This is a genomic window from Paenibacillus sp. GCM10012306 (genome assembly GCF_042649265.1).
GTDB lineage: Bacteria > Bacillota > Bacilli > Paenibacillales > Paenibacillaceae > Paenibacillus_AQ.
Genome location: NZ_JBHRYW010000005.1, coordinates 89,659 through 101,917 on the forward strand (window position 1 = coordinate 89,659; position 12,259 = coordinate 101,917).

Below are 12,259 nucleotides of genomic sequence, written 5' to 3' on the forward strand. Positions count from 1 at the left end.
AAAGAATACAGAACTCTGTTACTCAAGTGAAGGGTAATGAAGTCATGTCAAAAGTTGATGGAGTGATACAATATGGAAATGTCTGAAGAATTAAATGACCCTTATCTGATAAGTAGAATATCCATTACTGAGAATGTCGATAATGCGCATTTATTAGAAGTGGAAGGAAGTTGCCCTTTATGTACAAGCTACTTGCTTATTGCCAAGGGTAAGCGCATGAATAAGAAGTATCAAATAGCACATATTTACCCGAACAGTCCAACGGCAGCTGAGGTAAAAGAACTCCAGGGACTTGAAAGACTCGGCAATAATTGTGAGGATTTCGAAAACAAAATTGCCTTATGTAAGGACTGTCATGGATACTATGACGATCACAAAACAAAGGAAGAATATTTGAATCTGATTAACATTAAGAAGAAATTGTTAAAGGCTGCAAAAGTAAAGATTTCAACTTCACATCAAGACTTAGAGGAAGAAATCGTTTTAGTAATAAATTCATTATCAGATATTGATTCTTCAACACTACAGAAAATGAAATTAGAGTACCAAGCTTTAAGAATATCTAGCAAAATTGAGGATACATATTTGATGCTTAAAATGAAGATAGAAACAAATGTTTGCATGTATTATAATTTCATAAAGGAAACATTCCAAAATTTGGACCAGTCAAAACAAATTAACTTTGAGCTAGTGGCCTCTGAAATTAGAACGAGCTTTTTGAAATGTGAAGAGGAAATGGAGAATAAAAGTGAGATTTTTGATGCTCTTGTAAAATGGATGAAGTCGAAATCAGTTGATTCCACAAATGAAGCGTGCGAAGCAGTAATATCGTATTTTGTTCAAAGTTGCGAGGTGTTCCATGAAATTGCCCAATAAGTTGTATAGTTATAAAGAGAGCACGATAAGTAAATTCCCTGTGATTTTAGATGCTATTGATAAAGGTAAGCCGTCGTCCATTTCTGAGTTATACATAGAGGTAATTGATAAAATGGAGGATTTAACTGAATTTTTAGAGGCTCTAGAATGTTTGTATGCGTTAGGGAAAATTGAGTACAGTCTTGTATCGAGGAGAGTTAATTATGTTATATGAAATTATATGTGAGGAGTTTAAGCAGCAGAGAGTTGAGTTCTTTCCTAACTTAAATACGGTTCTAGGGGATGACGTTGGGACTAACTCTATTGGTAAATCAACTTTCCTAATGATTATTGATTTTGCTTTTGGTGGTAAGGATTACGTTATGAAATCTTCAGAAATTCAAAGACATCTAGGAAATCATACCATTAAGTTTTGCTTTATATTTAATCAAGAAAAGTACTTTTTCTTAAGAGATACTGATGATTTGGAAACTGTGGTTGAATGTGACAATGAATATAATTTTGTCTCCAATTTAACGCTTACTCAATACTGCGAATTTTTAAAAGAGCAGTACAAAATTAATTTACCTGATATAAGATTTCGTGATACTGTTGGTAGATTTGCGCGAATTTATGGGAAAGAGAACTTGAACGAAAAGCGTCCCTTAGATATTGTTCATAGTGAACGCGCCGGGGCTCCGATTAATGCATTATTGAAATTATTTGGACTATATGATGTTATCGCAGAATTAGAGGCTGCTCTTAAGCAAAGAGAAGCAGAATTAAGTGCATTTAAGAGTGCACAAAAATTCAACCTTGTAGCATCTATTGGAAAACGAAAGTACAGTGCGAATATTAAAGAACTATCTGAGCTTGATACAGAAAAAGAGGGTATTTCTAAAGATTTGGATAATCAATTACTAGATTTAAACTCTGTAAAAGCTGAAGAATTAATAAAATTGAAACAGCGACTATCTGTTGCAAAAAGGCAAAAAAGTAGATACTATTCTCAATTCATACTTTTAGATGAGAATATAAAAGGGAATTCACCTTTAAGTTCTGAACGATTTGATGATTTATTGAGGTTCTTTCCTGATACTAATTTGCGGAGTATTGAAGAAGTTGAGAGATTCCATCACGAAATACGAAGTGTCTTAAGGGCAGAGTTGAAAGAAAAGAAAGAAGAGTTAAACCGACTACTTTCCATTTCGCAAAATGAAATTGATAATATTGAGTTTAATATCAAACAAATGATACAAACTCCAAATTTATCAAAGGTGATTTTAAAAAAATACTCAGAGCTACAAAAAAAGAGCGAAGTATTGGAAAGTGAAAATGCTGCATATTTAAAGCTAGATAGCCTTAAGACTTCAAGAGATGATACCAAAGTTAGAAGAGATCAAATGAGAAAAGAACAACTGTTACATTTACAAATGATTATTAATACTAAGATGCAGGAAATAAACGATTATATATACTCTGGAAAGAAAAAGCCCCCAATACTATCATTTGATAAAAACCAATACAACTTTGAAACGATTGATGATACGGGTACTGGCACTTCTTATAAAAACTTGATAGTGTATGACTTAAGTATTTTGGAGTTAACATCATTACCAGTTTTAATTCATGATTCTGTGGTCTTAAAGCAAATTGCGGATGAAGCTGTAGAAAAAATATTCAAAAAGTATAGAACTATTGATAAACAAATATTTATTTCATTTGATAAGAAAGCAGCATATACAAAAGAAAGCCAAAAGATTTTAAATGAAACAAAGATTTTGGAGCTTTCTCCAAATGGGAATGAGTTATTTGGTAAATCATGGAGTGACAAGTGAGTTACTTAAAAAGTAAAGACAGAAATAATTAGCAACAGTCATTTTTGTAAAAGGCTTAATTATGCAAAGATGCTGACATTAATTTGATCCTCTTATCGCATGTGGAGTGATGCACACTGTTGATGCGAAAGGTCTGATAAATCGGAGATATCTTGGTGGAAATAGTAAAAGGAAGTGAATAATCCCTTTTTTCATACCTTCTTGATTCAATACAGAAACATGCAGCTTCAAGCCTTTTCTTCTTTATGAGTGTCCGATATATAATTTAGGTAACGCGAATTTCCTGAAATCAAAGCTATGTCCAGAAGTATAGTAGGTACGTTGAAGTGGTATTGAACGATGAATGTTCATATACGTTGATAAATAATCTGGATGGATAATTTGATGATTGTTACGTACTCAGCAAATAACCCCTTACTGCTTGATTGAAGCAGTAAGGGGCTATTTGTACATGGTTCATTCGTTAAGTCAATGCATTAGTTGCTGTTTGAAAAAACAAGATCTGGACGCAGTGACTTGGGTTTTAAAAAATATGTATGTTACATATCTTTACTGTGGGGAGGAGGAATCTATATATGATTATTCCAAAAGGGTTCATGGATGTTCTTGATAAAGATATGTATCTTTCTGGGATCGTAAGGTCAACAGTCTCTCGTTTTGATGTAATCATACAAGAAAGTAAATTTGAGTTTTTCCCGGAGTACACGAAGCATGATACTTCACATGTAGAAGCCGTTCTAGAAAACGCCAAGAATCTAATCGGTGAAAGCCTTTGTCTTCTAAATGTTAAAGATATTACAGTTTTAATACTGTCCATTTTGGTACATGATCTTGGTATGCATCTTACCTTTGAAGGATTCAATAGATTTCTCGAAAAAGGCAAAGAAGATGTAATCAAGGGAATTGACAATCTAACGTGGGAGGAGGAATGGAGTAAGTATCTTCGGGAATCCAAGAAATGGAGTGGGAAAAAGCGACAAGAGATTTTCGGCAAAAAAACGCTACTGCTAAAAGAACCTTCTAAAGATAAAAATGAACATTCTAAAACCGATAAAATATTTATTGGAGAGTTCATTCGCCGCCATCATCCGAGAATGGCTCATGAGATTGTATTATCAGGCTTCCCATTGGTGAATGAGAATAATTCACCTTTTGCAGTTGACTTGGAGTTTGAAATAAAGGATATTATAGGACTAATTAGTCGAAGTCATGGGATGGACTTACGTTCTACATTCTCCTATTTGTTAGAAAAGCATCACGATTGTCGTACGCCCTATAATATCAAAGTAATTTATCTTATGGTCGTTTTAAGGATCTCCGACTACCTTCATATCACCCCCGATCGCGCTCCAGCTATAAGCTTACAGATCTCATCGTTTTCCAGCCCCGCATCTATATTAGAATGGGACATTCATCAGACGATTAAAGATATGAACCAGAATCATGAAGATCCTGAGACTCTTTTTGTAAACGCCAGACCCAATAACAGTAGTGAGTTTCTTAAAATAAAATCTTTACTAAAAGATATCCAAAATGAATTGGATTTAAGTTGGGCTATTATTGGGGAGGTTTATGGAAGGTATAAAGAATTAAACAAATTGACAATTTCTATACGAAGAATACGGTCAAATCTTGAAAACAAAAAGTACACAAATTCTCTGCCATATCTTCCTGATAAGGTAATGTTTGGTAGTGAGCCAGAGGCTATTAAGCTATTGGTATCGCCCTTGTATGGTGGGAAATTGAGTTACGGAGTGAGAGAACTTATCCAAAATGCAGTTGATGCATGTAGGGAGCTTGAATATCTCTGCAAAGCAAAGTCAGAGAAAAGCGAATACAAATCCAAAATTAAAGTAAGTATCTACCAAATGGATTCGGACTATTTTTTCCAAATCGAAGATAATGGCATCGGTATGTCAGCGGAAGTTATAATTCATTATTTTTTGAAAGCTGGAGCATCTTATAGAAACAATAATGATTGGAAAACGAATTTTACATTGGATGGAAATACTCAAATTGCCCGAAGTGGTCGATTTGGGGTAGGGGCATTGGCGGCTTTCTTATTAGGTGATCAAATTGAGGTCACTACGAAAAGTATTGACTCGGAATTAGGATACTCTTTTACGGCAAGTTTGGACGATGTGCAGATTGAAGTGAGTAATACTATTGATTGTTCAGTGGGGACTAAGATAAGGATCAAGCTTAATGAACAGTCATTATTAGAATTAAAGGAACAGATTGAAAGCGATTATCGATCGCATAGTAGTGAACCAGCATGGTTTGCATGGTATTTGTTAAATAAACCTGATATTCAATATGAATTCCCTGATGACTGGGGACGAGATGGTTTCAATAAGTATCACACAGTCGTTAGCATAGATAATTGGAAACAAATTAAAATTCCAGAGTTCGGTGTAGTCTTATGGACGTTCGGAGGGGTTACATCAGAGCAGTTCTTTCAATCACCTTTACTTTGTAATGGAATCATCATTCCTTATGGGTATACTAGCCGATATCCCTTTTATAACTCTTACCCTTCGATGAATAATAAGCCCTCAATTATGGTACTTGATTATGAGGGATCTATGCCGCTCACATTAACGAGGGATAAGTTGGGAGGAGATGGTGAACTACCATTTGAAAAAGAACTATCTCAAAGCTTGATTTTAGATATGCTGGCAAAGCTTTTGAAATTAAAGATGGATACTATTAAGTTAGGCAGGGATATAACATGTTTCAGTCACCCTATTCTAAGATCTGAGAAAATGGTGGATGTTAGAGAGGAGAGCTTGATAGGAGAAGGATCACTCGTGTTGTCAAAAACAGGGTATTGTCTTCCTTATATCCGTAATATTAGAAAGCTGAAAACAAATAAAATTGTTCAAATATGGCCTAAATCTTCACAAGAATTATCCTTTAATATTTGGTCTTATCTAGAACATGTGATGATCTCGAGTTATTCGCTATCGCATTCGAACGAATTGTTAAAAAATGAACTTTATCAAGTAAGCTTTATACACGATTTCAGAATATCTTCCAAAAGAATCTATCTTCCAAAGCAACTTGGGGTAGCTTTAATTGATGGAGAAATTAAAATGAGAAAGGACATTTGGGGTAAGTTGGAAATTGAAAAAGAGCTTGAGAGCATGGTCTGTATTGCTATGAATAATCCACCCCCGGCAACAATTGATGATTCTTTTTTTGAAAGCGAAGATGGGGTGAAAGTAGATACCCTTATTGAGATATTTATAACACCAAAAAAATTTAGAAAATACAATAAACGTGATAAGGAGAAGATTGCAGCATTAAATAAATATGTTGAAGAAGCTTTAGATAGTTGCTTTGCAGATGGAGTTTTTATTCCATACGAATTAAAGGAGAGAAGGGGGAAATTCCCACAAGCTTTTGAATATTTATCGGAGTATATCTAGATTTATTTATAAAAGCTATATTCGTGCGGATACGTCCCGCATATAAAGACTAAGAATTCTGCTTTCAATGTGTTGACCCTGCTTACTCCACACATGTCCAGTGTCTAATATTGATGGTTCTGAAACAATAATTGAGATGTGACAGTATCGCGCAGATACATTATTATAGTGATTTTGTACACGTAGGCTCATTACTCTCCTGGTGTTGGATTAGCTGCGTCCTCGGTTACAGACGATATCGTTGATCCGTAGCTTGAATCCTAATATGGATAATTATATCGCATGTAGTCGTTAATAAAGAAATTTTTTGGAGCCGTGTAGCTGAGAAAATTGCTAAACGGCTTTTTATCATTGCTATATACAGCACGACTGTATATACTACAACTATACAGCATGACTATATACAGTTTAACGATATATTTTCTGTGAATAAGGAGGGGAAACATGGGGAGAGATAAACATTTACCGCTTACGGAAACGGTGTATTATATTTTGTTAGCCTTGATAGAACCGGCGCACGGTTATTTGATCATGCAAAAGGTGGAGGAGCTAAGCGGAGGACAAGTAAGAATGGCGGCTGGGACGCTTTATGGAGCGATTGAGAATATGTTGAAGCAGAAATTTATAGAGCCTGTCCGAAGTGAAGACAGTCGCCGAAAGGTTTATGCCATTACAGAAAAAGGAATGGAAATTTTGCGCCTCGATTTTGAACGAATGGATCATATGATTAAGGTCACGAAGGATACGTTGAGATAAGGACGGGGATCGAAATGAGAAAATTCAAGTTCTTTACTAGTTTTGACAAAGAAGAAAAATGGTTAGGTGAAATGGCCAAACAAGGTTATAAATTCACGAAAAAATCATTCTGGTATGAATTTGAACCCGCCACAACTACAGATACTACTATAAAAATGGATTACCGGACATTTAAAAAGCAGGAGGATTTTGAAGATTATTGTGCCCTTTTTGAAGACAGCGGATGGGAACATATCACAGGAACAAAACGTTCGGGATATCAATATTTTAAGAAGACAATCGAAAAGGGAAATGAAGATATTTTTTCAGATACTGTTTCCAAAGCTGGTCGATATAAACGGTTATCTGATATGTGGATGTCGTTGGTATCTTTACTCACCCCAATTTTTATAGTACTCGTCTTTACTAACTCTATTGATGGAGAAGCTCTTCTCAATCCCAAACTATTGTATTATACACCGGGACTATGGGAAAAAACCGGAGCAGAATTTTGGAAGGCATTTCTCTTTGAAACGCCATTTGCATTTTTTAGAGGGTTTTCCTGGGTGCTCATTCTGATGATGATTTTTTTATATCTTATCTTTTCAATCAAAGCGAATGTGCAATACCAGAAAACGCAAAGAGATTAACCTAGCTTGAAGCGCTCGAAAGACGGGAATGGAAAATCCGACGTGTTCCGAGCGCTTTCAGCTCATCTATTCAATGTTGTTACAGCTCAAGCTTCGCAATAGATTGTACAGCATTCGGTATGGCGCTCTTTGCGAGCTGTGGAATATTTGTGCCCTGAGCCCGTACCACTTGAACATTCTCAATGCCAATAAATGCTAAGACTTGACGTAAATAAGGTTCAACAAAATCCCATTCTTTCCATACCCCTTCAGTAAACACACCCCCTGAAGCCACGACTAAGACAGCTTTTTTATCTTTTGCCAGTCCTAGAACTCCTGTTTCTGTATAGGTGAAAGTCTTACCAGGACGAACTACAAGATCAAGCCAGGCTTTGAGCACAGACGGAATGCCGAAGTTCCACATCGGAGTCGCAATGACTAAGAGATCTGATTCCAAAAGCTCCTCAGTCAATTGATCCGATAGGCGGGCAGATTCTTTATTGGCCTCTATCTCCTCTGGAATTTTTGAAGCAATAACTTTTAAGGTTTTGTCATCTAAGTGAGGGAGAGGGTCTTTTGCAAGGTCACGGTATACAAACTTAGCTTCTGGAAATTCCTCTTTAAGCCGTGTAGATAGCTTGTCCGTTACCGTGCGACTGGCGGATACAGCCTCTCTTGGGCTCACTTCAATGATGAGAATCTGTTTCATAGGATTACTTCCTTTCATTGTTTATGCTTTTCCTTGTTTAGTACGAATTAGAATATATATTGAATGTTTATATACAACAAGAAGGCACTTTAACCTTCGTAACTAACATGGGGGTTAGCTATGAAGAATACTAATGAAATGTATGATCCATTTTTAAAATTACATAATTAGGGAATAAATAACTTGACAATATGTAGTCATATTAACTTTAATACAATTCTTTATAGTATCTAATCCTATTAGATCGTCCGAGTACGTGTATAAAAACGAGAAGACACTGTAGCATTTGTAACTAACACGGGGGTTTGCTATGGAAAATAATAATGAGAACAATGATATTGATCTGGTATTCGTCTGCGGGTATAAGGACCCTGCGGCTGTTCGAGAGCTTCTGACAAAAATCGGTGATAGATGGAGTATCCTTCTGATTCTGTCCCTTTCCAAATTACACGGAAATCGTGCCCGGTTTTCGACTTTGGAAAAATCCATTCCTGGAATTTCTCAAAGAATGCTTACGCTGACTTTACGGAATTTGGAGCGCGATGGGCTGATTGTAAGAGAGGTTTTTCCTGAAGTTCCACCCCGTGTGGAATATGAACTCACTAGTCTTGGGGTGAGCTTGATTCGCCCATTAGAAGGTCTAATTGAGTGGGTAACGACTAATTGGGAAGAAGTTATACAAGCGCAATCTCGTTTCGATTCAAGATAATACGGTGATTGCGATTTAGTTAACAATGATATGTTAGTGAAAAATACTTGTGATTGAGGAGAATAAACATGGAAAAACAACCTGTTGGATTTGAAAATGCCGCACCATTTTTTAATATTGTTATGGATGGACTTGCGGGTGTAGTTGATGGGGAACACTTTTGGGATGCTGTTGCAGAGGATGCAGTATTCGATTTCTTATACAACTTTCCTGGGTTTCCAAACAGAATGGAAGGGCGCTCGACATATATGAATTGGTTCAGTAATTATGGTATGAAGTTGAAAAGTGCCGATAATCTTAGGGTCTACAAGGTTCAGGGGGAAAATATGATTGTGATGGAATATGAGGTTCATGGAATTGAACCATACTCAGGTAAAGCTTACGATAATAGATTCTGCTCTATAGTTACGATTAAAGATCGCAAAATTGTTTATTGGCGGGACTATATGGATTCACTTGCCGTTGCGCAGTTGAGCAGCAATTAATGGGGAGATAATTGGCAGCCACGTACGTAATTCCTTAATAGAGACACAGTTACCTGCCAATTTAAGTCCGAATGTTTTCAGCATTCGGACTTTGTAATGTAAGAAAAAATACACAACATTATCAAATTCCCCATTGAAAAAATTGGAAACTAAACCTATACTCAAAATATCTTACACAAGGGAGAGATGCAGTATGAAAAGTCTATTTGTCTATCTTCAAGAGGGAAATAAACAAATCTAAACTACGGAAGTTACATTTATACGATAATAATGTGCTTCCGTGGTTCACATAACATGGAGGTATAACAAGTTGAGTACAAATAATTGGGAATCTTTTTTTGACGATCATGCCCCTCATTACATGAATAATAGTTTTGCCAAGAATACGATTTCGGAAGTTGATTTTGTGATTGAAGAATTGAAACTTTCGGAAGGAAGTAGCATCCTTGATGTAGGGTGTGGCACAGGAAGACATTCTATCGAACTTGCAAAACGTGGATACGAGGTCACAGGAGTCGATATATCATCAGGCATGCTTTTGGAAGCCAAAAAAATGGCTACAGAAGTCAGTGTGAGTGTTGAATGGATTCATTGTGATGCGGCGAGATATACCCCAACAAAGACATTCGATGCGGTTATTTGTCTTTGCGAGGGGGCATTTGGTTTAGTTGGCAAGGATGATGAGCCTATCGAACATGATTTGGCGATTCTTAAAAATATCTCTGACGCATTGAAGCCAAAGGGACGATTTATTCTTTCAACCTTGAATGCCTACGCAAAAATTCGCAACCTTACTCAAGAGGACGTTGATGCCGGAAGGTTTAACCCTGTGACAATGGTAGAACATTATATGGATGAATGGAATTTACCAGAAGGAAAGAAACAGGTTGAGGTTAAGGAACGAAGATACCTCCCATTTGAATTGAGACAGATGTGTAATCAAGTGGGCCTGAGGGTTGAGAACATTTGGGGCGGCACAGCAGGTGCTTGGAAGCGTCAAAGTATTAGCTTGGATGAGATGGAAGTCATGGTCATAGCTTCGAAAGAATAAGATTACAGGGATTGCTCTTATAGGGCAATCCCTTATTATCGTTTCAAAGATAGTGCAGAAACCAATCCTACGGAAACATGTATTTTTAAGGACAAATTGGCGACAAAAACCGTCACCCAACATATGATAGAACCGAACAGATCATCCTACAATGTGGAGGGGCCTACATTTAAAAGCTTCTTCTTATACTCCCGCCCTAAGTCCACAAACACAAGAAGAGGCTTAACATTTTCCCCATAAAATTTTCATTTTCCAACGTGAATACTACCAGCCCCCCACGCCTGCTATTCCGTAACAAAATACGCGGGGTAGTCTTCAGAATCACTCTGGATGCAATCCAGCAGCCGAGGCCTGCGACGGATATACTAAGCGAAGCGAGTAGAGAGATTCCAGTCCAGTTCATAAGGAGCGGCAGCTTGACAATACCGTATGAAGACAGCAGTCCGCGCAAGAGATGAGGCAGGAGATAATTACCACATAAAATCCCCAATCCAGCACCTATGACAGATAGGCCCACAATCCCCCAGGTTACAGCTCCGCGTATTGTATTTGAAGTCAGGCCAATGGATTAGACCTGATCCATTGGCCTTTGGAGAATACTTGATTTTTATGCATGGCCAGAAAATATAGCAGTTCGAATTCTTTGGCCGACAAAGAGATTTCCTCACCACCCAGAGTAGCTTTATATGCCTTTTTGTCCATGGTAAGCGAAGCAAGAGTAAGCACCTCATTCTGCCGGGTCTGGGTCTCCATGCCATCAATTCTGCGCAGATGGGCCTGAATTCTTGCTACTAACTCGTTCAACGAAAAAGGTTTGGTCATATAATCATCTGCGCCGAATCCAAGTCCCAGCACTTTGTCTGTATCACTGCCTCGGGCGCTCAAGATGAGAATTGGACTGCGAGTGATGTCCCGGATCTGCTGACACAGCTCGATTCCGTTAACATCGGGCAGCATAATATCCAGGATGATGAAATCAGGGTTTAACGATTCAACGAGCTGCAAACCCGTCGGTAGAAGAAGGGATTTTGAATATTTAACTATAAAGAGATAGAATATGCAGATGGGACAGCATGGTTCGAGGGAGCTACGGTGCACCATCGCTATCTTGTTACCTTGTCCGCGTCATTTACTTCGTATACTTTTAGGAGGTTTCCAGTGTCACCGAGAAATGTAGAGAAAGATCAACAGTTAAGAGAATTGAGACGGGAGCATATTCTGGATTGCTCTCTTCAGGTGATTGCCAGACGGGGAATTGATTCCGCCAGTGTGAAAGATATCGCCATAGAAGCCGGACTCAGCGTCGGCAACGTGTACAATTATTTTAAATCGAAGGAAGATATATTCAGTGCGGTGCTGCAGCGGGGGCAGATCGATTATGGCCGCCAAATATCCAATCAAGCTGCACTAGCTATGGATGCGCGGGAAAAGCTTCATCTCATTTGTGAGAGCTGGATCGCCACACCTGAGAACTGGGCGTTTACGATCATGCTGCAAAGCATTCGGACGAACGAAACGGTGAATCCGCAGCTACGGGAAGCGGCTACACGCAGATTTACTGCGAACTTGGAGCCGATGGCCGAGATTATGCGGCAGGGACAGCACGCCGGGGTCATTATCGAGGGTGATCCGAAGGAGCTTGCGTTCTATTTTGTCAGCTTGATTCAAGGCTTAACGTTGCAATTGGCGCCCGGCTATGAAATTCCGGTCAAGATTCAAGCTGCTAGGATCGTAACATTATTTAGCATGCCTAAGAAATGATTGGAAAAAATAGTTTGACAAGTGATTTAAGTCATTGCTATTATAACAGGTAACAA

Annotated in this window: 11 protein-coding genes and 1 pseudogene; 10 read left to right on the top strand and 2 right to left on the bottom strand. The window is 37.8% G+C overall.

The window, feature by feature from the left end:
- Nucleotides 1-72: 72 nt before the first annotated feature.
- The 6 genes from ACFORK_RS13115 (at nucleotide 73) to ACFORK_RS13140 (ending at nucleotide 7,509) form a co-directional block, all read left to right on the top strand.
- Nucleotides 73-876 carry an ABC-three component system protein gene (locus ACFORK_RS13115; protein ID WP_379199501.1) on the top strand — a complete coding sequence of 268 codons (804 nt, stop codon included), beginning with the start codon at nucleotides 73-75 and terminating at the stop codon, nucleotides 874-876.
- Nucleotides 860-1,090: an ABC-three component system middle component 7 gene (locus ACFORK_RS13120; protein ID WP_379199503.1), complete on the top strand. Its 231-nt coding sequence runs from the start codon at nucleotides 860-862 to the stop codon at nucleotides 1,088-1,090. The genes ACFORK_RS13115 and ACFORK_RS13120 overlap by 17 nt, the downstream gene beginning before the upstream one ends.
- Entirely contained in the window at nucleotides 1,080-2,693 is a 1,614-nt protein-coding gene (locus tag ACFORK_RS13125) for a DUF2326 domain-containing protein (RefSeq protein ID WP_379199505.1), read from the top strand. Before ACFORK_RS13120 ends, ACFORK_RS13125 begins: the two co-directional genes overlap by 11 nt.
- A gap of 575 nt (nucleotides 2,694-3,268) precedes the next feature.
- Complete coding sequence (locus ACFORK_RS13130; RefSeq protein ID WP_379199507.1) at nucleotides 3,269-6,124, top strand: HD domain-containing protein; 2,856 nt, start codon at nucleotides 3,269-3,271, stop codon at nucleotides 6,122-6,124.
- Nucleotides 6,125-6,568: 444 nt separating this feature from the next.
- A complete protein-coding gene (locus ACFORK_RS13135) occupies nucleotides 6,569-6,880 on the top strand; it encodes a PadR family transcriptional regulator (protein ID WP_379199509.1) in 312 nt (103 codons plus the stop codon).
- 14 nt (nucleotides 6,881-6,894) lie between these two features.
- A complete protein-coding gene (locus tag ACFORK_RS13140) occupies nucleotides 6,895-7,509 on the top strand; it encodes a DUF2812 domain-containing protein (RefSeq protein ID WP_379199511.1) in 615 nt (204 codons plus the stop codon).
- Nucleotides 7,510-7,588: 79 nt separating this feature from the next.
- Here ACFORK_RS13140 and ACFORK_RS13145 read toward each other — a convergent pair whose 3' ends face one another.
- Nucleotides 7,589-8,197, bottom strand: coding sequence for an FMN-dependent NADH-azoreductase (locus tag ACFORK_RS13145; RefSeq protein WP_379199513.1), 609 nt, complete (start codon nucleotides 8,195-8,197; stop codon nucleotides 7,589-7,591).
- A gap of 310 nt (nucleotides 8,198-8,507) precedes the next feature.
- Between ACFORK_RS13145 and ACFORK_RS13150 the strand changes: the two genes are divergently transcribed.
- The 3 genes from ACFORK_RS13150 (at nucleotide 8,508) to ACFORK_RS13160 (ending at nucleotide 10,442) form a co-directional block, all read left to right on the top strand.
- The gene (locus ACFORK_RS13150; protein WP_379199515.1) at nucleotides 8,508-8,906 is read left to right on the top strand and encodes a winged helix-turn-helix transcriptional regulator; all 399 of its coding nucleotides are present in this window, start codon (nucleotides 8,508-8,510) and stop codon (nucleotides 8,904-8,906) included.
- A 68-nt stretch (nucleotides 8,907-8,974) separates the two neighbouring features.
- On the top strand, nucleotides 8,975-9,391 hold the full coding sequence (locus ACFORK_RS13155) for a nuclear transport factor 2 family protein (RefSeq protein ID WP_379199517.1): 417 nt from the start codon (nucleotides 8,975-8,977) through the stop codon (nucleotides 9,389-9,391).
- A gap of 310 nt (nucleotides 9,392-9,701) precedes the next feature.
- A complete protein-coding gene (locus ACFORK_RS13160) occupies nucleotides 9,702-10,442 on the top strand; it encodes a class I SAM-dependent methyltransferase (protein WP_379199519.1) in 741 nt (246 codons plus the stop codon).
- A gap of 582 nt (nucleotides 10,443-11,024) precedes the next feature.
- Here the strand turns inward: ACFORK_RS13160 and ACFORK_RS13165 are convergent.
- A pseudogene (locus ACFORK_RS13165) lies at nucleotides 11,025-11,450 on the bottom strand (response regulator transcription factor); the annotation flags it as partial.
- A gap of 150 nt (nucleotides 11,451-11,600) precedes the next feature.
- Here ACFORK_RS13165 and ACFORK_RS13170 point away from each other — a divergent pair.
- Complete coding sequence (locus ACFORK_RS13170; protein WP_379199521.1) at nucleotides 11,601-12,203, top strand: TetR/AcrR family transcriptional regulator; 603 nt, start codon at nucleotides 11,601-11,603, stop codon at nucleotides 12,201-12,203.
- Nucleotides 12,204-12,259: the final 56 nt, after the last annotated feature.

Excerpts from the sequence above, each read along its gene's own strand:
- ACFORK_RS13155 (WP_379199517.1), top strand. The coding sequence starts at position 8,975 with ATGGAAAAACAACCTGTTGGATTTGAAAATGCCGCACCATTTTTTAAT.
- ACFORK_RS13130 (WP_379199507.1), top strand. The coding sequence starts at position 3,269 with ATGATTATTCCAAAAGGGTTCATGGATGTTCTTGATAAAGATATGTAT.
- ACFORK_RS13150 (WP_379199515.1), top strand. The coding sequence starts at position 8,508 with ATGGAAAATAATAATGAGAACAATGATATTGATCTGGTATTCGTCTGC.
- ACFORK_RS13115 (WP_379199501.1), top strand. The coding sequence starts at position 73 with ATGGAAATGTCTGAAGAATTAAATGACCCTTATCTGATAAGTAGAATA.
- ACFORK_RS13125 (WP_379199505.1), top strand. The coding sequence starts at position 1,080 with ATGTTATATGAAATTATATGTGAGGAGTTTAAGCAGCAGAGAGTTGAG.
- ACFORK_RS13120 (WP_379199503.1), top strand. The coding sequence starts at position 860 with ATGAAATTGCCCAATAAGTTGTATAGTTATAAAGAGAGCACGATAAGT.
- ACFORK_RS13140 (WP_379199511.1), top strand. The coding sequence starts at position 6,895 with ATGAGAAAATTCAAGTTCTTTACTAGTTTTGACAAAGAAGAAAAATGG.
- ACFORK_RS13145 (WP_379199513.1), bottom strand. The coding sequence starts at position 8,197 with ATGAAACAGATTCTCATCATTGAAGTGAGCCCAAGAGAGGCTGTATCC.
- ACFORK_RS13135 (WP_379199509.1), top strand. The coding sequence starts at position 6,569 with ATGGGGAGAGATAAACATTTACCGCTTACGGAAACGGTGTATTATATT.